Source organism: Nocardia sp. GCM10030253 (genome assembly GCF_042675075.1).
In the GTDB taxonomy this organism is placed as follows: Bacteria; Actinomycetota; Actinomycetes; order Mycobacteriales; family Mycobacteriaceae; genus Nocardia.
In genome coordinates, this window is sequence record NZ_JBHTDL010000006.1 from 674,653 (window position 1) to 696,049 (window position 21,397).

Here is a 21,397-nt window from a genome sequence, read left to right on the forward strand (position 1 = left end):
GGACATGCCAGAAGATTGAGGCGCGCACAAGAGGGGTAGCGCCCGAACGAGGTGCGTACGTAGCACCTACGTTAAGGCGATATGGATTGACACAATGATCCCTCTCGGGTGTTCGAACGGCAGGACAGGAGTCATGGTTACTGGACAGTATTTGTCCGATCTTGACCTTGTCAACCGACCGATATATCCCCACGGCTGAAGACGAGACGCAGGCTCGATCGAGGCGAGCGCTCACCAGTCGGCACCAGTGCGCTCGCCGGGATCCGATGGATCGGCGGCGTCGTTGCCGCGGTCGCCGTGCTCGACATCCCGATGTTCTCGGTGATCGATCGCCGCCGCGAGACGTTCACGCCGGCCGCGGCACGATTTCGAGGAGATCGGCAGTTGCAGGCGCCGGACGTCGTGTCCGACTTGAAAATCCGCGACCGCCGAGCACTCGCGGAAAGGTTGCGACTCGCACAGCGGACCAGTCGCCTCTATTGCTGGCGGGCACGGGCCCCGTTCACCGGCGAAGGCCTCGACTGCCCCGCGCTCGACACCTTGTTCCTCGCAGCTCCCGTGTCGTGCCGTATGTTTGCTTCACCACCATGAAGGGTAAGCCGGTATCCGAATTGCTTGCGACGTGCGCTCGGAATTGAAAGGATCGGGGATCGCAGCGAATCCCGAGACCCTCCCCGAGACAGTCGGCGGGCGGCTGGCCCGATGCCTTCCGGCGGCTGGCCACCACGCTCCCACCATCGCGGCCACAGCGGCGCATTGCCTTCCGGATCGCTATCGCCTCTACTGCATCGACTTTCGGCCGACAAGCAGGTGCTGTCGGTAGACCAGCCACTGTCGGCCAAACCCGGGAAACCGGCACTCTGCCGAGTCGCTGACAGCAACGTGCGGCTCTACCTCGCGGCCCTGCGCTCGGTTCAGGACCTGGTTCGACGGGGCTGAGGCGACGGGCCTACGAGTTGTTCGCTCGACGCTGGACGTCCTGGCGCGGCAAAGCCGTCGCACCCCTCGTATGCGCTCGAACTGACCGCGCTCGCGGGAGCGCTGCCCTGGAAAGACGTCACACGGTGGGCGGCTGGTGGAACGGCGCCTTCAACCCCGAGATAGACCTCATCGGCGCCGACCGCTCCCCGTCGCCAACCGGGGTGATCTTCGCCGGATCGATCAAATGGCTCGGCACCCGGTTCGACCGCCACGATCTAGCCGAACTCACTCGCGGGGTCGCCAGCGTTCCCGGCTTTGCTCCGCACGAAACAGCGTTGGCCGTAATGTCTTTGGCCGATATCGAGCACATCCTCGCCGACACCGTCGACCTGGTGCGGAACGCCGCTGACGTGCTCTCGGCATGGAGTTGAGGTAGCCGGGCCCGCTACGACGTTCGCCAACTGTCGCGAAATGATCTGAAACGCGATGGGATACACCCTATGGCGACCGGCGATCCACCGCGCGCGGCGCGATCGGCTCATTCCACCGCGGCCTTGGCCTGCGGCCAGATGCGGGCCAGGTCGATCAGGTGCGCGAGCTCGGCGTCGAAATCGTGCGCGACCACGGGCAAGGGCGGTGGTGCGCCGGTGCCAGCGGGCGGTAGGCCCGCCTTTCTGGCCTGCGCCGCCCGCATCAGCCGATGGGCGTAATCGGTAGTCCCCCGGTCCGATTCGGGCTCTCGCACGGTATTGCGTTGCGTTTCATCGGTTTCGGCCGGGAGGTAAGCGCCTAGGTGGAGCATTGCGTCGCGGATCTCCACAGTCATCCGCATCAGACGGGTGGCTGGATCTGAGCCGTGCCGCGCATCGGCGGGCATGACGATCTCCGGGACCGCCGCGGTGAGGTCACGCCATAGCGGCAATAGTCGACGGCAGGTTCTGGTGGCGCGATCCATACCCGCCCGCAGCACCAGCTCCGCGACCAGCGGTATCGCGTGCAGTGTCGCATTGACCACGACCCACAGGGTGAACGCAGCCTGGACAAGCGACAGTTGTGGTCCGTCGGGCCATCCAGTGACCAGCTGGGAAAGCGAGAGTGCATGCGCACCCCAGATAACGGCATTGCTGCCGATCAGGCCGATACACACGATCCGCGCCGCGCGCGGGGTATCGACATCGCGGAGTGCGCCGAGGCAGCTGCGAGTCAACACGACCGTGTTGTAGGTGACGGCGAAGGCGCAACCGATGCCCAGTCCAACCCCCGCGAGGCGCAGGTCGACCGATCGTCCCGAGTATCTCGCCGATGCCGCGACCAGGACTATCGACGCCGTCGCGGCCAAGGCGAGGAGAGCGACGTTGCGCTGGTGGCGCCATACGGTATCCGGATCGGAATCGGCGCTGACGAGCCGACCGAAGCTGTACTGGTATGTGGTGGTCATGAGAACGCAGCCCAGGGCAAGCTGATTCGCCGGGTCATCGATGGTCGGCGTCGATGCGCACCGGTATATCAGCAAGGCCGCGATGCTCCACAGGCCCGTGTGGTTTACGAGCCGATCGATAACAGCGCCGCCGCCGAGCCACAACCGAGCCGACAGGAGAACCGTGACATAGCCGATCACTGCCCAGGCCACGACTTCCGGTATCGGTGACGACATCGACGCATCCTCTTGGTCCGGCGGCTGACAACACATTCGAATCTGCAACGACGTGCTGGCACTAGCCTAGGGCCGAGAGCCACACGGCCTTCGGACCACTGGGTTGGCCCGAGGGCTTCAAACAAGAATCACGCCGAGAACCAACCTGCAGTGGGAAATTCATTGACAGCGTGGGGCTTTCATTTCTTTGGGCGCACACGCCCTCAGTCCGTCAGCACCGTGGCAACGCCAGTGAACCTCACCGGACCGGGCTGGCGAATTCGCATCCAGTCCGCTCAGCCGAAGTAGCGACCAACGAATTCCCCAGGCACCGGCCTGGTGACCTCAGCCGATGGGCGGCCCGGCATGTACCAACGCACACTGAGCCTGCCGTGATCTGCAATGGGTTCGGCTGGCGGAGTCTTGACCTCCTGTTGGCCTCGAAAGTACGGGCCAACAGGTACGGACACCCGTCCGATGGAGTTGTCCGTACCTGTTGGCCCTCCGACAAGGAGTTTGTCCAATGGCGTGCGCTCAACGATCGGACGCCCCGCACTGGCCACGGCCGGTGAATACGCCGGAATCGAATGAACGGCACAGATAGTGTGCGTTCAAGTCAATATCCGAACAGTCTGCTTACAGCGCCGCCGCTCGCGCGCTCATCACGGCCGCGCTGGAGCGCTACGGCTGACTCGTGTTTGCGAGAGCCCGATCCGGAAGGGACCGGATCGGGTTCCCACACTTTATCCATGCCAGGTGGGCCATTGCCGCGATATCCTCGGCTCGGCTATTTAAGAGCTACCCGGACGCCGCCGGAGAACGCCGAGTCGTGGAACTCGATAGCAGCGGGAACGGCTCCCTGAGGGACGTCGAAGGCGATGACCACCGAGATCTTGTTGCCGGGGTTGATATCCGCGAACAGGTGATCATTCAGGTTAATCTCGGCCGCGGTGTCGTTGTTGAACTCGCGGCCCTGATCGTCGATCAGTTGCTGGTTACTGCCGAAATAGCTACGTGGCTTGTCTCCGACGTTGCTGACCGTGACATGGACCAGGATGTATTCGCCCTGAGCTTCTTTCCGCAGGAATTGGTTGTCGCCCACAGCCTTCACTGGCGGATCGACTCGAGTCACGACGAATGCGAATTTGCCGTCGCGGACCTCCGAACCTAGGGCGGCTACCGAGGATGTGCGGGGAGCTTTGGTCGGCGTCGTCGCGGCCGGTGCTGGCTGTTGCCCCGGCGCCGCCACGTCCGAGGTGTGCGCGTTGGTTTTCGGGGAATCTTTGGCCGATAGGCCGACGATTCCGAAGCACCCGCCGCAGAGCAGGATCATGGCACCGATCAGAATCCACGGCCAAATGGGCGTCTTCTTGCGTGGCGGCTGCGGATGTCGATATCCGTATTGGGGTTGCGGCGGCCCGTACTGCGGTTGCCCTTGGGGCGGCTGGCCCTGGTATGGATGCTGGGGAGGGTAGGGCTGACTCGGTTCGGTCATGTTGTCCCCCTTGAGGGTTGGGTAAGCGAGAGCGGTCGTTCCCCGTGATGGCAGCCCGATTGCGGGCTGTTGGCTGCACATACGCGCGCTGCCGAGTCCTGTTACGTGGCCCGTGGCGAGTCGCTATCGACGCGCCGAGATTGGATTTCAGACGTCATGTCTCCTGAGCCGTGTCGTGGCGCGCGGAAACTCGGCGCACCGCCTCAAGTTGGTCGCGCACCTCTGAAGGTCTCGGCGCAGCTCTGACCGATATCGCACCACTTCATCTCGAAGGGCAGCACCCTCCTTGGCATGCCGGCGAGCAGCGAAGCAACAGCGTTGCGAAGGGTTTCGGCTGACACCTCGCCGAGCTGGGCGACCGCCGCGCCCGCCTCATCGAGAGCCCACGCGTTGTGCGCCTGCACATTGTCCGCCGCCGTCGCGGATCCCGTAATCAGGTCGACTGTCAGTGGCCACTAGCCCACCGACGGGCGGGCTCATGTGTGCGGCATCGGGTTGGCAGCCCGGGATAAAAAGAGGGTTGGCCTGAGGGCTGGCATCCTGCCGCCGCTCGGGCGACCCTCTCGAGATGGTCAGCGAGAGGCATACCTCTGACTGTGTTCGAACTTGTTGGGTGAGATGTGATGTGCGCCCGGCCTCGACTGTGATTTCTCCCGTATATCCGGTTCAATGACACGTCCCGTGTCGATACCGCTTAACGTCGCGACGGCATAACAGTTGGTTTGGAAGGTGGCAGCGAGCGTGGCAGGTACCCAGGCGAAGATCGATGAACTGGTCAAGATCCTGACGATCGCTGAGGAACCGGCAGGTGAGGCCGGTGCCGCCAAGCGGGAGAAGAAGGGCATCCCGAGCGTTCGTCAGCGTGTGAACATGCTGCTCGACCGTGGGACATTCATCGAGACCGGTGCGTTTGCTCGTCAGCCCGGCCAACCGGATGCTCTCTACGGTGACGGGCTGGTCACCGGTCGCGGGCTGATCGGGGGTCGTCCGGTGGTGGTGATCGCCCACGATCAGACCGTGTACGGCGGGTCGGTCGGTATCACCTCCGCCCGCAAGTTCATGCGGGCGCTGCAATTCGCGTTCGACAACGCGTGCCCCGTGGTGACGATCAATGATTCCGGCGGTGCGCGTATCCAGGACGCGGTGGGTTCGATCGCTTCGTTCGGTGATATTTCCCGGGTGTTGGAGAAACTGTCCGGCTATGTGCCGCAGGTGTCGATCATTCTCGGCAAGTGCGCCGCGGGTTCGGTGTACGGGCCGATCAACACCGATGTGCTCATCGGCACCAAGGATTCCTACATGTTCGTCACCGGGCCGGAGGTGATCAAGGCCGTCAACGGTGAGGACATCACCGCCGAGGAGCTCGGTGGCGCCAAGGTACAGGCCGAACGCGGCACCCTGCATCACGTGGCCGACACCGAGCAGCAAGCCTACGACTGGGCCCGCAACTACCTCAGCTACCTGCCGACGAGCTGTCTCGAGCAGCCGCCGATCGTGAACCCCGGTCTGGAGCCGGAGATCACTGCTTCCGATCGGGAGCTCGACACGATCATCCCGGATTCCGATCGCGCCGGTTATGACATGCACGAGATCCTGCTACGGATCTTCGACGACGGTGAATTTCACGAGATCCGCGCCGCGTTCGCCCCGAATCTGATCACCGGGTTTGCCCGGGTCGACGGATATCCGGTCGGTGTCATCGCCAACCAGCCGTTGGTGTTGGGTGGTTCCATCGACGCCGCCTGCTCGGACAAGTCGACCTACTTCATCCGGCTCTGCGACGCATTCAATATCCCGCTGGTGTTCGTCGCCGACACCCCGGGCGTGCTGCCGGGCCTCGAGCAGGAAGCCAATGGTGTGATCATCCGCGGCGGCCGGGTCCCGCGCGCAATCATCGAGGCGACGGTCCCGATCATCAACCTGGTCGTGCGCAAGTCCTATGGCGGCGCCTACGGCATGATGGCAGCCCGGCAGGTGGGTGCCGATATCAGTTTCGCCTGGCCGACGGCCCGGATCGCGGTGATCGGCGCCGACAGCGCGGTCGACCTCATCGGCAGGCGGCAATTGGCGGCGGTGCCGGAGGAGCATCGGGCAGCGGCGCGCGAGTTCATGATCAACCAGTACAACGAGACGATCGCCACCCCGTGGATCGCCGCCGAACGCGGCTACATCGACGCGGTCATCGAACCGGCGCACACCCGACTGGAGATCCGGCGCGCACTGCACCTGTTGCGCGACAAGCCGCCGGTCAAGCCGGAGTTCAACCCACGCAAACACCCGGTGTACCCGATGTGAGCTTCCCGAACCGCCACCGCTGCACCACAAGTATTGGGCCCAGCCGCCAGGACCAGTTGCCGAACGGACCGGATAAGGAGGTCGCACTCGAATCTTCACCACCAAAGCCACTGAGTCGCAGACAAGCCACCTACCCGGGCGCGCTCCCGTCGGAACGAAATCGGTGCTCACCACAACTGCCACTGCGATTCCCTCGGCGGTACGCAGGCGCCCGGAGCGGCTCCCTGCATGCTCTCGTCCGAGCCGATCCGCTGTCGGCGCCGCCAACCGGGCCAGCAACTGCCAGGCCATCCACGCAAGCATCCGCTTCATCGGCGGAAGAGAGATACACCTAACTCCCCCTGCGCAATTCACTCCGACGCCGCGCGTTCGATCGCCGTTGCCGCGGCCGCCCAGGGTCAGGTAGCGTCCGTCTCCATGAGTGATGGGGGGATTCCAGCCTCTGGACAGAACCTTTCGGTGGTTCCCGATAAGGTGCGCGACGTCGGCAAGTACGTCTACGAACTGGCCGAGGCGCTACGCACCGCGTTGGATTCTGCTGCGAAGGACGTCGATGCGCTGGCCAACGGAACGTGGACGGGCGACCTGGCAGTCAAGTTCGCCGACGGCTGGACCGACGTCCGAGATGGCGGCGGTCAGATCATCACCGCACTATCGGAGATGGCCGAGAAGCTCGGCGTCACCGCCGATACCTACCAGGCTCGCGACGAAAGCAACGCGTCCGGACTGAATACCTCCAGTTTGGATCTACCATGAGTTCAGAGTTTCAGGTTGATCTGGACCATCTCGACGAGATCGTGGCAAGGCTGTCAGGGCTTGCAGGCTTCATATCCGAGCACCTCGACGAGATAGACGACAGGGTCGCTACCCTCACAAATACTGGGTGGGAAAGTATTGCGGCTCAGGCTTATACGGAGGCACATCGTGAATGGGTCACGGGCGCGAGGGAATTCACCGAGGGCATCCAGGACATGAGCGAAGCTGCCCGAAAAGCTCATACCAGCTATAGCCGGGCGATCGAACTGAATCTGAAGATGCTCAAGGGGAGATGAGCGGTGCATGTCAACTGGGAAACCTACTACGACGCCGCTAAGAAATGCCACGACCTCGCCGCCGAGCTGCGCCGCACCGACAAGCCGGTACACGACGCCGTCAAGGGTGAATGCGCAGGAATGGCTGGCGACGCTCCCGGATGTAAACAATGGGGTGAAACCTACGACCGTGTCGCGCAGCAAACAATGCAAAGCTGTACGCACCTGGCCGATGCACTCACCAACTTCGGGAATGTGCTCTACGCCAACGGCTACAACTATGGTGTAGCCAACGAGAGCAATCCGGCACCGCAGGCACCGACCATCCAGCAGGTCTCGGAGTACAAGGTCACCATACCGACGTCGGTTCACGACAACGGTAATGGCGTCAAACACAACGGCGGTGTGGAAGAGTTCTTCAACGAACTAGTCGCCAAGATCATCGATACCTTCGAAAAGCTTCCCAATGGCGATGTGGACAAGCTTTCGAAGGCCGCCACTACATGGAAAACCTTCGCCGACAATGAAACAATCACTGGGGCGAGCGCCAAGATCTCCGCGATCTCGGCCTTGTTCGACGGCATGGACGAGCCCGAGAATCGGCAGCTGATCCAGGACAGCTTCGGCACCCTCAAAACCGGAGCCGAAAACCTCTCAGCCGCCTCCCTCAACGTCGCAGCACCTGTTGCGGACTACCACAGTTCGATGAACGAGGTCGGCGACGCCATCAAATCATTGATGACGGGGTTCGCTTGGGCCGTCGGACTACTTGTCACTGGCGCAGTCATCGGCGCTCTGTTCAGCTTCGGAGGCTCCATCGCAGTTGCCGGCGTCGGCGTCGGAGCCGCCGCTGCCGACACTGTCTCCGCCATCCGCGGCCTCTATACCACCAAGCGGCTCTTCCAGATCCTCAAGGTCACCCTGGCTGTCAGCGTCACCGTCGGAGTCATCGACGCCTTCGACAAGGTTCCCAGCCTCACCGATGGCATCCAGGCTCTGGCGACCATCATCGCGATGAAGGTCTATGTCGACAGTGACGAGGCCGCTGGAGGCACCGATCGCCCCAAGAAGATTCCGGCATCGGGCTCCGGCAAAGACAAAGCCAGCGACGCACCGAGCTGGGCCAAAGGCAAGGCGCCCTACGTGGGAGAAAGCGGGAAAGCCTATGCACGCCGACTGATGGACGAACACTATGGACCTGGCAACTGGGAGGGTACCGGTCCCAACAGCGAGTTCAACAAGATCAAGAAATACGGCGACCGAAGCTGGAAGAATCCAAACTAGAGAATGTACGAGGTGCCGGTGAGTTACATCTATGTCTTAGACCATTGGTATGAATTTGACGATGGCACCGAAATTGTCAGAACAATAGGGCTGTATTCCACCGAACTCAAGGCCAAAGAGGCCGTGGAGCAGACGCAGGATCTGCCGGGATTCCGCGATCGTCCTGACTGTTTTCATATAGACCGATACACAATAGGCAAAGATCACTGGACAGAGGGATTCTTCACCCCAGACTAATGAGCCAAGGAGACTCGATGGAATCACTCTTTCTTCTCGAACACGTACGTCCAGTCGGCGACGATGCAGACGATCGCAAACGCATCGGCATATACGAGTCGGAAGCCGACGCCCGGAATGCTGTCGACAGACTTCGCACGCAGCCAGGATTCTGCGACTATCCCGACAATTTTGTCGTCCAATCCTACGAGATAGATAAAAACTATTGGACGGAAGGCTACGACAACAGTAACGAAGTATAGCGCCCTTTCTCCAAGGGTATGACCGTGCCCGACGAGAGCATCCTTACCGACAGGCACGTTGTCAGCCGCGTCGGTCGACGGGAGCCAACTTGACCCCCAGCAATCGCAGTCATGCATCCGTGCACGTGACACACGGTCTGTATCTGGTCGGGTGCCCCCCGTATCGGCCGGTTGTTCGTGGTCACACATGACGTGTGGTCCCCAACCGGTCCCCACACTCCCAGGCGCGGGCACGGTCGACGATCAGGGGCAAATCGGACGCCGTTCCTGATGGAGTTGCAGGGATACCGGTTTGCAACTGTCGTCAGCGTTGTCGTCGGACTAGCGTGGGACCTGCGGCCGATAATGGGTTGGGGACAGGACACCTATACGTCGGCACTGTCGATCTCCAACCTGCCCCGGTTTCCTTCGGGCAGATTGGGGATGGTGAACACGTTCACTGTCGTTAGAAAGGAGCTGCCGTGTTCATGGCAACCACATGCACTACGTCGCGCCGGATATTGGCCCGCGCAGCTGTCGCTGGCGCAATTGCTGCTGCGTCCTTGACAATATCGACGATTCCGGCCTCGGCCGATCCGGCGACGTCCGTCACGGTCGGCACCGAAATCAGGCATGACCGTTGGGACGACCGTCCTGGCTTCCAGGGCAACGGCCACGGCAAAGATTGGTGGGGCAAAGATTGGTGGGGGGATCACGACCGCGGTCGCGGCAATGATCCGTTGTGGCGTCTGTTCCACAATCTCATACCGGGTGGTGTGTTCGGCAGCAGCTAAATCGGGGTCACACAGCGCATCGGTCCGACCGTCAGTGTCGGGCGGATGTCGTTTCTGCGCCAGAAGATCAGTCGATCACCTGCGACCTCTGGGTTATGAGGTGAACGACCGCTGTCTACGTGCGTTCCAGCCGTTACGGAACGTGCTGGTGGCACATGAGGACTCGCGCGTCTGCTCCAGAGGCAGATTCGGGCCGGATCTCGAGGTCTCAGGGTGGTTGTCACTGTCTGAGGTCCTGGCGATTGCAGCTACGCAAGCGGGAGAATCCGCGGTCGGATGACTACGAAGTGGATTTGATCTTTCCGTCGTTCGACTGGACGCTGCGGGACCCGGTGAACGTCAATCACCAGTGGCAGCAGGTTCGCGAGGCGCTGGGGTTGCCTGACGATGTGAGTCCGTACGCGTTCCGCAAATTGGTTGCGGTTCTCCCCGACGATCAAGGATCGTCCGCTCGGGTGACTACGGACATGCTGTAACACGCCGACCCGGCGGTGACTCAGCGCAAGTACATGGCCCGTGGGCGTGTGCACCATGATGCTGCGGCCGACTTCACTCACACAGTGCTGTGTTGGAACGGCTGGGGATCGCGTGGCGGGATCCTCAGGGCAGGCCGCGGTAGTAGGTCGGTGATGCTTCGGGCGGGCGTTCTGGTGTCCGTTCCGGTGGTGTTCAGGGCAGTCGGTCGAGGAAGCGGCGGACCCGTGCGGCTTCGTTGCTTCCGGTGGTTGCCAAGCGCAGCAATGAGAAGTCGTAGCGCCGACAGATCTCGTTCTTCATCGCATCACGGGCGAGCTGCTTCGGGTCCGCCTCATGGGTACGGAAGCCGTCCACCTCGATGGCGCACATGTTGGCGTTGGTGATCCGGTTGTAGAGGACGAAATCGAATGACGCCCGGCGCTGGACGAACTCGCGGTGCTGATCGTCGAGCCGGTCCAGACCGCGCGGGAACGCATGTTGAAGAAAGACCTGTCGATGTATCGCCAGGTGGCTGCGACCGGGTTCGGTGAGCACCTCCTCCAGCATCGTGAGTGCGATGTCCTCCGACGGAAACTCGGTACGCCCCCAACCGATATGCGGGTGTTTGCGCTGCCGCTCCTCGCGGTCTGTGTACAGCAGGTCGAAGATCGACACCACGTCGCTGTCGACGACGGCGTTGTCCGGATCCCGATATCGGATGTAACCGATCAGATCGCGCAGGTGCCGACTCTTCGGCAGTTCAGAGGGATGGGTGACCAGGACGAACAAGCGCATCGCCCGGGATACAGCCACATTGATCAATTTGGGATCGTCGGCGAACTCCAGAGCTGACCGGCTGCTCCGGGTGTCGTCCAACACCGTGGTCATGACGACCGCGTCTTTTTCCCTCCCTTGGAATTTGTGCACGGTATCGGATTCGATGGAATCGATCAGGGCGTCGGTCACCTTGTCGGCCTGACGGCGGTAGGGGGTGGTGACGCCGATGTCGTGCGGCGGGATATCGGCGGATATCCAGGGAAGGACCTCGTGCTGGATCACGTCGATCTCGCGCTCGTTGCTGCGCCCCTTCGACTTCGGGTCGTCGTCGCCGTAGACATAGCGCATGTGGTTGCCGGGAGCGGTCCGCACTACTGTCATCGGAGCGAACTTCGTCGCGCTGCGCGTGTACGGAATCAGCTTGCCGTCGTAGAACTTTCGATTGCAGAACTCGATGATGTCCGGATCGCATCGATAGTGCTCACGCAGCATCACCCGGGGCATCTGATCGCTGTAACGGTCGATGATCGAGGACAGGACGCTGCGCCGGTAGTCGAAGACCGGATCGGGTGCCGCGGGCGCATCGGTGAGATCCTTCGTGACCGGCGGGAGCTGCTCGAGATCACCGACCACGATGAGGTTCCGCGCACATGCCAGGACGGGGCCCACCGTCACCAGATCCACCTGTGATGCCTCGTCGATGATCAGATAGTCCAGCAGGGCCGAAGGCCCGATGCTGTTCTGAAGCGAATGGCAGGTGCTCAGGATGAGCGGGTAGTCGTGGGTGAACTGCCCGAACTGCCGCCGATACCGCCGGTCGTAGACCGTACGGGACACTGCGGCATACCTAGCGCACAGCGCGTCATGGAGCATCTGCCCGGACAGCCGCGCCTGGTCGGCCGACAATGCGTCGAACTTCTTGCCCGCCAAGGTTTTGCTCAGCTGCTCGATCTGTCGCGCGAGTTCAGCGATCTTCTTCTCGTAGTACAGGCGCTCGATCTGCAGCACGACGTCGATGTCGCCGGCATCGACCTTGCGGAGCGCCCGGTACTTGAAATAGCGGTTCATTATGTCGACCATCCGGCCCCAGCCGCGGTCGCGGCTCCACCGCGGATCGGTGTCGGCGATGAAATCGAGCAGTTTGCCCGCACTGTAGCGATGCAACAGCGGTAGGTCGTCGACGTTCGGTACCTCACCGCGGTCGAAGAACGACTGAAAGTGCCTTTGCTCCAACTGATATCCGTGCAGCTGATGCCGTAGCTCGGCGCGCAGGCGATCCTGCTCCTGCAGTGCGGCGAGGCGCCGATTCACCTTGCCGAGCTGGTCCGAGGCCTCCGGGACAGCCACCGAACTGGCGCGCAACATCGCATCGACCACGGTGTTGCGTGGCCCCTGGCTGGCAAAGAACTCATCCCGCTTGTCGGCGCGCCCCAGATTGGCCGCCACCATCCCGAAGCCTTCTTTGCTCAGCTTCTCGAAAACGTTGTCGACAGCGGAGTTACTGAACGACACCACCCCGACCGTCGCGCCAGGTCGGCAGATCACCGAGGCGATGATGTTGAGGATCGTCTGCGTCTTCCCGGTTCCGGGCGGGCCGTCGATTACTGAGATCGGATACCGCAGCGCATTGAGCACCGCCGCACTCTGACTGATGTTGGTACGGAACGGATACACCGGCAGCGGGATCTCGTCATCGGGCCTGGGCTCGATCGGCTCATGCTCAAGAATGCGGGCCAACGCGCTTTCGGAGTGAATGAAGTTCAGGCTCTGATGGTTTCGGAGCAGAACTCCGGAATCGCCGGTCAGCTTCTCCGCCATTGCGCGCCAGTACGTCAGCACATCACGGGAGCGCGGGGTGATGACGGCATTCGGCAGCACCTTCACCCGGTCCGCGCTGTAGGCGTTCCATCCGCCCGTACCGGTCAACACATGCCACCACGATCCGACCTCCTGCGGGCCGGTGAACAGGTACGCCTCTGTCGCGGCCGCCGCGGATCCGTCTACGAACAACAGCACGTGCGGCCCCAGCAGCACCGGCGCAGGCCGTTCGAGAACCGTCACTCGCTCCCACCCGAACGAGTAATCCTTGGGCTTCCCGAACTGCACCCGGACCCGCTCCGATCGCGGTTCGAATACTCTGATCTCCAGAGTCTTGTCCTCGGGAACCCAGTCCTCCTTCCGGCGGATAACGACCGCCACAACCCGTGGATCGAGCATTGCATCCCCTCACTGCCGCCGCCCGCGTAAGCATCCTACAGTTCAAGGGTTTTCTCTGTCTTCTATTGCGGCACTTTACCTTTAGGGCAACGAGCTGGCCGTGACAGTCGGCCGCGCCCACGCCCGATCTGGCCCAACCACATGAAAGAGATTGCAAGCAAGGATAATTCGTGCATTCTCAATGTTGCCGAAGTAGTGCGGTGACTGATTGGAATGGGAGGGGCCGGTGAGAGCCAGGGTCACAGTCGAGGGGATGGACGGCGAGTGGATCATCGCCTTCAGTCGAGCCGACCGCGAGCTTCTCGACATGATGAAGGAGGCGGTTCCCCAGTCTGGTCGGCGATGGGACGTCGAGAATCAGCTTTGGCAGATCGCAGCCCTGGAAATCGTATGCCTGGCGGGCGGAACTCGGGTGGGCCGCTTCGGTGCGCTCGCTATCCGACGATCTCTTCGACGATCTGACGACCATCAACAACTGGTTGAGCCACAATCCACCAAGCACAACCCCCATCGTTCCCCTGCGCTTTCGTTCGGCCGAAATCTTCGGTCGGGAAAAGCGCCTCGATGAGCTGACGCGGACAACCCTGTTCGGTCCGAACCGGGTCACCCTCGATCTGCTCGCATGTACCCGGCTGGCCCCTCCATTGCCCGGTGCGGTCGTCGGCACCGGACCCGATGTCCTGATCACTGAGAACAGCGATCCGTACTGGGTCCTTATCGATCTGCTCCGCAACTCACCAGGCCATCCGATAGGGGTCGTCGCCTGGGGCTGCGGTCGTTCCTTCCCCGCTCAAGTCGACTCACTGCAAGTCGACGTCGCAGGGCTTGGCCCTATAGCCGGAACAGCATGGTACTGGGGTGATTTCGACCCATCCGGGATCGCGATCGCCACCGCTGCCTCCCGCGTCGCCACAGCAATCCCCATTCGACCGGCCATCGGACTCTGGGCCGCGATGGCTGAAAGACCCGTCCAGGACCAAGGCGCTGTCGACTGGAATGGAATACAGGGAGACGAATGGCTGGGCGCTGAGCTGTGGTCGCGGCTCGCACCTATCCGGTCAGCACATGGCCGGATCGCACAAGAAGCTGTGTCTGTTCCAGCCATTGCCGGATGGGCCAACAGCCTGGGCTGATCCGCAGTCGGCCGGTCACGTTGCCTTCAATCTCCCCGCGCACGCCATCTGATGAGGTGTTGGAAATTGCACGGCAGCGAGCAGCTGGTGCCGTTCAGCTACGCCAGCTAGCTGCGATGCGTCATGACGCCGGCTCCGAACCGCCGGGCCAACCGAGCCGGAGAGAACTTCCCGACCTTCCGCCATGGCCCCGTTGCCGGGATCAAGATAGACGCATGGCTGCGGAAGCATGGTTCGGGTTCGTCGGAGTCGTTCTCGGCTCCGTGACGACGTCGGTACTCACTGTCTATAAAGAACGAATCACGGCGAAACGTGACATCACCGTGCGTGATCAGCAGTACGAGCGTGACCGCAAGACCGCACGCGACAGCTTCCAGCGAGACAGCATCCTCGCGTTGCAGTCAGCAGTCAGGGATCTGATCAACGCAGCCGATCAAGAGCTCAACCGGATCTACAGCGAATACGAACGGACCAACCGCTGGCCCGCCCGTCAGTGGGAGACGCCAGCAGCCGCCGGCTGGGAAGACGCTCACCTTCGCTTAGAGGAGTTCGCCGCCCGAGTTTTCGACGCTGATCTGCGCTCACTCGCGCACAAGATAAACGATGCTGCCTACCACTCCATCTGGGCGGAGAGCCCCGAATCGTGCAAGAAGGCATACGAGCCCATCCATCCCCTGCGACTTCAGTTTCAGCAGCGGGTTACCGATGCCCTACCGTCCTTGTACTGATCCGCGGGGCAGAGGCCGACCTCATGTAGGTAGCGCACCTAGCCCGCCGGGCGGCAGGCCGCATACCCCTCCACGTGGCTGACCTGACCTCCCCAGTCCACCCCGCACGCGCCGCCCTCGGTGTCACCGAACGCACAACACTGCTTAGCGCAGCCCTACGGCTATCATCGGTCTTCACTGTTGAGTGCCCTAGCAGTACAAACAGTCGATATCGCGGGTTTCGCCGCGAAGCTTCAGGATCACCGACATCGCTGTCGCGGTGTCGGTATCGGTAGCGTCAAGTAGGTCTGGGCATGGTGACTATCGGTTGCCCCAAGTCATGAGACCCTCTCCCCACCGAGATCGCCGTGACGGCGCCTCCCGCGACGGCCCCCACTGCCCGCACCGATCCCCAGGTTGGCCCGGGTTGACGAGAGGCTCGCCGCCACGCAGGATCGATCGTGATATGAGCGATTCATGCTGGTAGGACTATTGGGTCCGGTGATGGTGGAGGCCGCGGACGGGACGAGGGCGTCGGTCGGGGGGCCGCGGGTACGGGCATTGCTGGGGTTGCTCGCGCTCGAAGCCGGGCGAGTGGTTCCGGTGGCGCGACTGGTGGACGGGGTGTGGGGAGAGGACCCGCCGGCGGGGACAGGGAATGCGTTGCAGACCTTGGCGAGTCGGTTGCGCGCGGCGGCGCCGGGGGTGGTGCGGAGGGATGGGGGCGGGTATGTGCTCGAGCTTGCGTCCGAGGACGTCGACGCGCATCTGTTCACGCGTGAGGTCGAGGCGGGGCGGACATTGCTCGCGGCCGGGGAGACAGAACGAGCCATCGCGCGCTTCGATACCGCGCTCGCGTTGTGGCGCGGGGAGCCGTTGATCGATGTGGGGGAATCGGACGTATTGCACGCTGCGGCACTGCGATTGACCGAACAGCGGCTCGAAGCGATCGAACTGCGAGCGGACGCCTTGCGAGCCTTGGGCCGAGGCGGCGAAGTATTGCGTGAGCTCCGCACGGAAGTCGCGGCACATCCGTTCCGTGAGACGCTCGCCGCGCGACTGGTGCTGGCACTGGCGGCAGCGGGGCGCACATCCGAGGCGATACAGCAGTTTCAACGCACCGAGGCCCTGTTACGGGAGGAGCTCGGCACAACACCCGCCGAGGTGCTGCGCTCGGCCCTGGCCGAACTTCACACCAACGCACGCCATGATCCCACCGTCGACGGACCTGTCTCCGAGACGACGTCCGGATCGGGTCGTACGGGAGTTGTGGCAGCATCCCCGACCACCGGGGCATCGAAGGTATCCGCGCCGCTGCTGCCCGGGCGTCGCACCAGCTTCGTCGGACGCGGACACGACGTGGACGGAGTGCGGCAGGCGTTGCGCGAGTCCCGACTGGTGACACTGTCGGGTAGCGGGGGTGTGGGAAAGACTCGGCTGGCCGCCGAGACGGTCGGGGCGCACGCCGTGGACTGGGTGGATGGCTACGCCTTCGTCGAACTGGCCGCACTCGAGCGAGAACGAGCTGGCCGACCTGCCGTGACCGCGGTCGGAGTGGCGATAGTGAACGCGCTCGCCGGGTTCGAGCGACCCGACGAACTGTGCGCGGAGTGGGCCGAAGTACTGGAGCGGACGCTGTCCGGCCGCCGAATGCTGTTGGTACTCGACAACTGCGAGCATGTCGTGGAGGCGACCGCGCGCCTGATCGACGATCTATTGCAACGGCTACCCCTGCTGCGGGTCCTCACCACGAGCCGGGAGCCGATCGGCGTGGACGGCGAGCGACTGTATCCGGTCCGGACCTTGGACCTGCCCGAAGCCGACGTGGATTTCCTGGCGGCAGCCGGATCGCCCGCCGTCCGGCTGTTCCTCGACCGCGCCACCGCGGCCCTCCCGGATTTCGCGCTGTCCGAAAGCAATTCCGCGGATATCCGTGCCATCGTGCGCAGCCTCGACGGCATGCCGCTGGCCATCGAGCTGGCCGCCGCTCGCGTGCGGAGTCTGCCGCTGCCGGACCTCAGCGCGCGGCTCACCGATCGCTTCCGTTTGCTCACCAACAGCACTCGTCACGCGGTCCCGCGTCATCGCACCTTGCACGCGGCTGTCGCCTGGAGCTGGGAACTGCTCACCGATGCGGAAGCCGCAGCAGCCCGGCGTTTTTCGATTTTCGCGGGCGGCGCGACATTGGACGCCATCACCAGGGTGTGTGGTCCGGACGCCATCGACACGGTCACCTCACTGGTGACAAAGTCGCTGGTGGATTTCGACGGACAGCGCTATCGAATGGCGGAGACCATCCGAGCCTATGCGACCGCGGAATTGACCGCAGTCGGCGATGCGGACGAGGTCGCCCGCATCCATGCCGACTGCTTCCTGGAGTTCACCGACGCCGCCGCCCCCGGATTACGCACTGCCGCACACCCCGATTGGCTTGCGCGTCTGATCGCCGAACACGCCAATTGCGAAACCGCGCTGCGGTGGGCGCTGGACGCGGGCGACGGCGAGCGTGCGGTTCGCCTGTACGGGAATCTCGTCTGGTACTGGCTGCTGCGCGGGTTGCACGGCGACATCTCCGAACGCCGCCGCGAGGTCCTCAGCCTGCTCGGCGACACACCGCCGCCGGGGTGCACCGGGGCATATCTGGCCTGCCGGTACGGCGAGGAGCTGCTCGCGTACTTCACCAATATCTGGTGGGGCCAAATCCGGGAGAACACAGGGCAATTCGAGCGACTGACCCGTGCTGCCCTCACCGAAGATCGGCCCCCGCACCCGATGTTCGTGCTCGTACTGGCGCTGCGTGACCTGCTCGGCGACGACGACAGCCTGTTGACCGCCTGCACCACCTCCGACGATCCATGGCTACGCGGAAATGCCCTGATAGCACAAGGTTTCGATGAACTGGGCGGCGACCATCCCGCCCGCGCCCTGCCCACGTTGGAGGCGGCGCTGACCTGCCTGAGCGCGCACGGTGACGCCCGGTCACACAGCCGCGCCCTGATCTCCCTGGCCAGCTACCGGACCCGGATGCTCGGCCTGGACAGCGCCCGCCCGCTGATCGCGCACGCGCTGGAACTGCTCAGCGCCGACCTTGGCGCCGGTGAGCGCATCGGCGTGCTGCTCTTCGCGGCGGAGATGTACCTGGTCGGCGGCGATACCGACAGCGCGGCAACATATCTCGACCGGGCCGAGCCCCTGATCACCCCGCACATCATCCCCGCACCCGGGCGCTTCCTGGCGGCGACGCAGGCGCACCTGGCGCACCTGCGCGGCGACAACGACCGCGCGATGGAACTGTTCCGGCGGATGTCCGAGCAGCCGCTTCCCGCCGGCCCGCCGCCCGCCGGACGCCACGACACCGTCCGCTTCGTGAACCCGGTCTTCGTGAGCACCGTGCACGCGGCGACCCTGGTCGCGGCGGGGCAGCCGGACGATGCGCTGCGAGAACTGGCCATGCCTCGCGATCTGGCCGCCCAGACCTCGGCGGCGCTGCTGGCCGAGGTCGGAATCGGTTACGCCCTGGTCGCGCTGGCGAAGGGTGCCCCGGAGCGCGCGGCCCGCATTCTCGGCGCCACCGATCGGATCAACCGCAGGGCCGGGGTCATTCGCATCGGCCCGTTACGGCGGCGAGCGCTCGACCAGGCGGAAGCGGCGCTCGGGCCCGTGCGCCTGGGCGCGGAGTTCCTTGCGGGCGCCCGGCTTCCGGACGAGGCGGTGCTCGAACTGCTGCGTACCGTTCGCTGACAACGACTGTCAGCGAACGGTACGGGCCGCACTGGATGCTCGGGACGCGTATCCCACCGATCCAGGAGTGCTCATGTCCGTTCCCTCGAATACGGAATCAGTTGTTTCCGTGCGTAATTCCCGCCGACTCGGCGAACGTGTCGGCATGGCCGGCGCCGTACTGGGTGCCGGGTTCATCATTGCCGTCGGCGGCGGTTATCTGCTCGTCCCACAGCAAATGGCCCAGGGGTTCGGCTTCACTGATTGGCCGCACAGTGAAGCCGACGGTTTCCTGAACGTCAAAGGCGTCCGCGATGTGGTCTCCGGCCTGATCTTGCTCGCCTTGCTCGCGGCCGGGCAGCGTCGCGCCGTCGGCGTCGCCACGGTCACCGTCGCCCTCATCCCGACCGGCGACATGCTCACCATCCTGCTGCGCCACGGTTCCACCGCCACCGCCCTGGGCGTGCACGGCTTCACCGCCGCCCTTGTGGCCGCCAGCGGCGCGCTGCTGCTACGCCGTGAAAACCGTTGAGCGCCCGATGAAGACGCTGGTCAATACCGCTCACATCTACATGATCATCGGCCTGATCTCCGGGTTCTACTACCGCGAGATCACCAAGATCGAACATTTCACCGGGAAGTCGCAGCTCAGTGTCGTGCACACCCACCTGCTGGCGCTGGGAATGCTGTTCTTCCTCATCGTGCTGGCCTTGGAGAAGCAGTTCACGCTCAGCGCCCGGAAAAGCCTGTACGGCTGGTTCTTCTGGCTGTACAACATCGGCCTGGTCATCACCGTCGCGGCCATGACGCTGCACGGCACCTTCACCGTGCTGGGCAAGAGCAGCGGTGCGGCGATCGCGCTCGTCTCGGGTGTGGGCCACATCCTGCTCACCGCCGGGCTGGTCCTGTTTTTCATCACCCTCGGCAAATCCATCGACGACAGCCGAACACCGCGCACCACAGCGATATTTGCCGAACAGGAGGCATCGTGACCACCGGCCGGGACAGCGCGCTGTGGACGCGAGACGCGGTCTCGCTCGCTGCGCTGATCGCCGAGGGCGCCGTCACCGCGGCCCAGGTCGTCGAGGCGCATCTCGAGCGCATCGAGCAGGTCGATTCCGAAATCGGCGCGCTCACCAGGGTATTCGCCGAGACCGCGCGTGCGGAGGCGGCCGCGGCCGACCGCAGGAGGCCGACCGGGCCGCTGCACGGGGTTCCGGTCACCGTCAAGAACAACCTCGATGTCGCGGGCAGCCCGACCACCTGGGGCGTGGCGGCCTTCGGACAGGCCATCGCGACAGCGGACGCACCCGCGGTGTCCGCACTACGGCGAGCCGGGGCGATCGTCATCGGGCGAACGAACATGCCGGACTTCGCCACTCGCTGGCACACCGACAACGACGAGGCGGGACCGACGGTGAATCCGTGGTACCCGACCCGCAGCCCGGGCGGTTCCAGCGGCGGTGACGCCGCCGCGGTAGCGACGGGCATGACACCCCTCGGCCTGGGCACCGACTTCGGGGGTTCACTGCGCGTACCCGCCGCGTTCTGCGGAGTCGCCTCCCTGCGCACCACACCCGGCCGGGTGGCAGTGGCCTCGAGCCTGCCCGGGGCCGCACCCGCACCGACAAACCAATTGTTCGCCGCGCCAGGGCCGTTAGCGCGCAGCGTGCGCGATCTGACGACCGCCTTGGAGGTCCTGCGCGACAGCGCTGACGTGCGCGATCCCGGATGGATTCCGGTGTGTGACACGACGGACACCACTCTGCCCGCGGTCGCCGTCACGCTCGGTGACGATATCGATCCGCAGGTGCGGGCCGCGGTGCTCGGCTGCGCCGACGCCCTCGAACGCGCGGGATATCCGGTAGCCGAACTGGATCCGCCGCACTTGGGCGAGGTGGCGGCGGACTACGGCCGATTGGTCTCCACCGAGGTGATGGTCCAGCGCCGCGAAGCCATGCGGCGTGTCGGCAGCGCTGGACTGAACACCTTCGTAGACGCCGCGATCAACCTGTTCCCGCCGTTGGATCTGGCGGGCTACATGACCGCGCTGAGTGAGCGACTCACCCGCCGCGCGGCCTGGTCCCGTTTCCTCGCCGAGCACCCGATCGTGCTCGGCCCGGTCTCGACCGAACTGCCCTGGCCGGTCGGCTACGACCTGGGCGGCTCCGCACAGGTCGCGACCATGTATGCGGCGCACCGCCTCACGATCGCCGCCAACTACCTGGCCCTGCCCGCGGTCACGGTCCCTGCGGGCGTCTCGGTCGAGGGTCTTCCCATCGGGGTCCAGTTGATCACCGGCCCGTTCGCCGAACGCCGCGCGCTGACTGCCGCCGCCCATATCGAAGCGGCCTTTCCGATGCCCACACCCATCTCCTGGGCAACCAACCCGACCACCCGGCGCCCTGCCCCGAGCCAGGCTCCGTCCAGTGGCTCGGGCACGACGCGGTGAATATTTCGTAGCGAAGGAATCCAG

At 63.9% G+C, this 21,397-nt stretch carries 19 protein-coding genes; 16 read left to right on the top strand and 3 right to left on the bottom strand.

All coding sequences use genetic code 11. The features are described 5' to 3' along the window. Window positions 1–297 precede the first annotated feature (297 nt). Window positions 298–591 (top strand): hypothetical protein, encoded by a 294-nt coding sequence (locus ACFQZZ_RS15240; protein ID WP_378680002.1) that lies wholly within the window; start codon window positions 298–300, stop codon window positions 589–591. A 473-nt stretch (window positions 592–1,064) separates the two neighbouring features. Further along, window positions 1,065–1,352 (top strand): hypothetical protein, encoded by a 288-nt coding sequence (locus ACFQZZ_RS15245; protein ID WP_378680004.1) that lies wholly within the window; start codon window positions 1,065–1,067, stop codon window positions 1,350–1,352. Between the two features lie 107 nt (window positions 1,353–1,459). On the opposite strand, the gene ACFQZZ_RS15250 is transcribed toward ACFQZZ_RS15245, so the two are convergent. Both ACFQZZ_RS15250 and ACFQZZ_RS15255 read right to left on the bottom strand, forming a co-directional pair. Next, window positions 1,460–2,575, bottom strand: coding sequence for an MAB_1171c family putative transporter (locus ACFQZZ_RS15250; protein WP_378680007.1), 1,116 nt, complete (start codon window positions 2,573–2,575; stop codon window positions 1,460–1,462). Window positions 2,576–3,341: 766 nt separating this feature from the next. Then, window positions 3,342–4,049: a DUF4352 domain-containing protein gene (locus ACFQZZ_RS15255; protein ID WP_378680010.1), complete on the bottom strand. Its 708-nt coding sequence runs from the start codon at window positions 4,047–4,049 to the stop codon at window positions 3,342–3,344. A gap of 741 nt (window positions 4,050–4,790) precedes the next feature. Here ACFQZZ_RS15255 and ACFQZZ_RS15260 point away from each other — a divergent pair. From ACFQZZ_RS15260 to ACFQZZ_RS15295, 8 genes are all read left to right on the top strand, one after another. Continuing rightward, window positions 4,791–6,344: an acyl-CoA carboxylase subunit beta gene (locus tag ACFQZZ_RS15260; RefSeq protein WP_378680012.1), complete on the top strand. Its 1,554-nt coding sequence runs from the start codon at window positions 4,791–4,793 to the stop codon at window positions 6,342–6,344. Between the two features lie 417 nt (window positions 6,345–6,761). Beyond that, a complete protein-coding gene (locus ACFQZZ_RS15265) occupies window positions 6,762–7,100 on the top strand; it encodes an ESX-1 secretion-associated protein (protein ID WP_378680014.1) in 339 nt (112 codons plus the stop codon). Continuing rightward, the gene (locus tag ACFQZZ_RS15270; RefSeq protein WP_378680016.1) at window positions 7,097–7,396 is read left to right on the top strand and encodes a WXG100 family type VII secretion target; all 300 of its coding nucleotides are present in this window, start codon (window positions 7,097–7,099) and stop codon (window positions 7,394–7,396) included. Before ACFQZZ_RS15265 ends, ACFQZZ_RS15270 begins: the two co-directional genes overlap by 4 nt. A gap of 3 nt (window positions 7,397–7,399) precedes the next feature. Then, window positions 7,400–8,659, top strand: a complete 1,260-nt coding sequence (locus ACFQZZ_RS15275) for a hypothetical protein (protein WP_378680019.1) — start codon at window positions 7,400–7,402, stop codon at window positions 8,657–8,659. 18 nt (window positions 8,660–8,677) lie between these two features. After that, window positions 8,678–8,896, top strand: coding sequence for a hypothetical protein (locus ACFQZZ_RS15280; RefSeq protein ID WP_378680022.1), 219 nt, complete (start codon window positions 8,678–8,680; stop codon window positions 8,894–8,896). Between the two features lie 17 nt (window positions 8,897–8,913). After that, window positions 8,914–9,138: a hypothetical protein gene (locus tag ACFQZZ_RS15285; RefSeq protein ID WP_378680025.1), complete on the top strand. Its 225-nt coding sequence runs from the start codon at window positions 8,914–8,916 to the stop codon at window positions 9,136–9,138. A gap of 461 nt (window positions 9,139–9,599) precedes the next feature. Further along, window positions 9,600–9,911: a hypothetical protein gene (locus ACFQZZ_RS15290; RefSeq protein WP_378680028.1), complete on the top strand. Its 312-nt coding sequence runs from the start codon at window positions 9,600–9,602 to the stop codon at window positions 9,909–9,911. A gap of 242 nt (window positions 9,912–10,153) precedes the next feature. Continuing rightward, window positions 10,154–10,387: a hypothetical protein gene (locus ACFQZZ_RS15295; RefSeq protein WP_378680031.1), complete on the top strand. Its 234-nt coding sequence runs from the start codon at window positions 10,154–10,156 to the stop codon at window positions 10,385–10,387. Between the two features lie 193 nt (window positions 10,388–10,580). Here the strand turns inward: ACFQZZ_RS15295 and ACFQZZ_RS15300 are convergent, their stop codons facing one another. Beyond that, a complete protein-coding gene (locus tag ACFQZZ_RS15300) occupies window positions 10,581–13,361 on the bottom strand; it encodes an AAA domain-containing protein (protein WP_378680034.1) in 2,781 nt (926 codons plus the stop codon). A gap of 253 nt (window positions 13,362–13,614) precedes the next feature. Between ACFQZZ_RS15300 and ACFQZZ_RS15305 the strand changes: the two genes are divergently transcribed. From ACFQZZ_RS15305 to ACFQZZ_RS15330, 6 genes are all read left to right on the top strand, one after another. Continuing rightward, complete coding sequence (locus tag ACFQZZ_RS15305) at window positions 13,615–13,929, top strand: hypothetical protein (protein ID WP_378680037.1); 315 nt, start codon at window positions 13,615–13,617, stop codon at window positions 13,927–13,929. A gap of 780 nt (window positions 13,930–14,709) precedes the next feature. Next, a complete protein-coding gene (locus ACFQZZ_RS15310) occupies window positions 14,710–15,222 on the top strand; it encodes a hypothetical protein (protein WP_378680040.1) in 513 nt (170 codons plus the stop codon). A gap of 456 nt (window positions 15,223–15,678) precedes the next feature. Continuing rightward, window positions 15,679–18,942 carry a BTAD domain-containing putative transcriptional regulator gene (locus tag ACFQZZ_RS15315; RefSeq protein WP_378680043.1) on the top strand — a complete coding sequence of 1,088 codons (3,264 nt, stop codon included), beginning with the start codon at window positions 15,679–15,681 and terminating at the stop codon, window positions 18,940–18,942. Window positions 18,943–19,015: 73 nt separating this feature from the next. Further along, entirely contained in the window at window positions 19,016–19,453 is a 438-nt protein-coding gene (locus ACFQZZ_RS15320; RefSeq protein ID WP_364484301.1) for a DUF4267 domain-containing protein, read from the top strand. A gap of 7 nt (window positions 19,454–19,460) precedes the next feature. Further along, window positions 19,461–19,913 carry a DUF2871 domain-containing protein gene (locus ACFQZZ_RS15325; RefSeq protein ID WP_378680045.1) on the top strand — a complete coding sequence of 151 codons (453 nt, stop codon included), beginning with the start codon at window positions 19,461–19,463 and terminating at the stop codon, window positions 19,911–19,913. Next, on the top strand, window positions 19,910–21,373 hold the full coding sequence (locus ACFQZZ_RS15330) for an amidase (RefSeq protein ID WP_378680047.1): 1,464 nt from the start codon (window positions 19,910–19,912) through the stop codon (window positions 21,371–21,373). Before ACFQZZ_RS15325 ends, ACFQZZ_RS15330 begins: the two co-directional genes overlap by 4 nt. Window positions 21,374–21,397 lie beyond the last annotated feature (24 nt).

Excerpts from the sequence above, each read along its gene's own strand:
- ACFQZZ_RS15250 (WP_378680007.1), bottom strand. The coding sequence starts at position 2,575 with ATGTCGTCACCGATACCGGAAGTCGTGGCCTGGGCAGTGATCGGCTAT.
- ACFQZZ_RS15255 (WP_378680010.1), bottom strand. The coding sequence starts at position 4,049 with ATGACCGAACCGAGTCAGCCCTACCCTCCCCAGCATCCATACCAGGGC.
- ACFQZZ_RS15265 (WP_378680014.1), top strand. The coding sequence starts at position 6,762 with ATGAGTGATGGGGGGATTCCAGCCTCTGGACAGAACCTTTCGGTGGTT.
- ACFQZZ_RS15270 (WP_378680016.1), top strand. The coding sequence starts at position 7,097 with ATGAGTTCAGAGTTTCAGGTTGATCTGGACCATCTCGACGAGATCGTG.
- ACFQZZ_RS15285 (WP_378680025.1), top strand. The coding sequence starts at position 8,914 with ATGGAATCACTCTTTCTTCTCGAACACGTACGTCCAGTCGGCGACGAT.
- ACFQZZ_RS15300 (WP_378680034.1), bottom strand. The coding sequence starts at position 13,361 with ATGCTCGATCCACGGGTTGTGGCGGTCGTTATCCGCCGGAAGGAGGAC.
- ACFQZZ_RS15305 (WP_378680037.1), top strand. The coding sequence starts at position 13,615 with ATGGACGGCGAGTGGATCATCGCCTTCAGTCGAGCCGACCGCGAGCTT.
- ACFQZZ_RS15310 (WP_378680040.1), top strand. The coding sequence starts at position 14,710 with ATGGCTGCGGAAGCATGGTTCGGGTTCGTCGGAGTCGTTCTCGGCTCC.
- ACFQZZ_RS15315 (WP_378680043.1), top strand. The coding sequence starts at position 15,679 with ATGCTGGTAGGACTATTGGGTCCGGTGATGGTGGAGGCCGCGGACGGG.
- ACFQZZ_RS15320 (WP_364484301.1), top strand. The coding sequence starts at position 19,016 with ATGTCCGTTCCCTCGAATACGGAATCAGTTGTTTCCGTGCGTAATTCC.
- ACFQZZ_RS15325 (WP_378680045.1), top strand. The coding sequence starts at position 19,461 with ATGAAGACGCTGGTCAATACCGCTCACATCTACATGATCATCGGCCTG.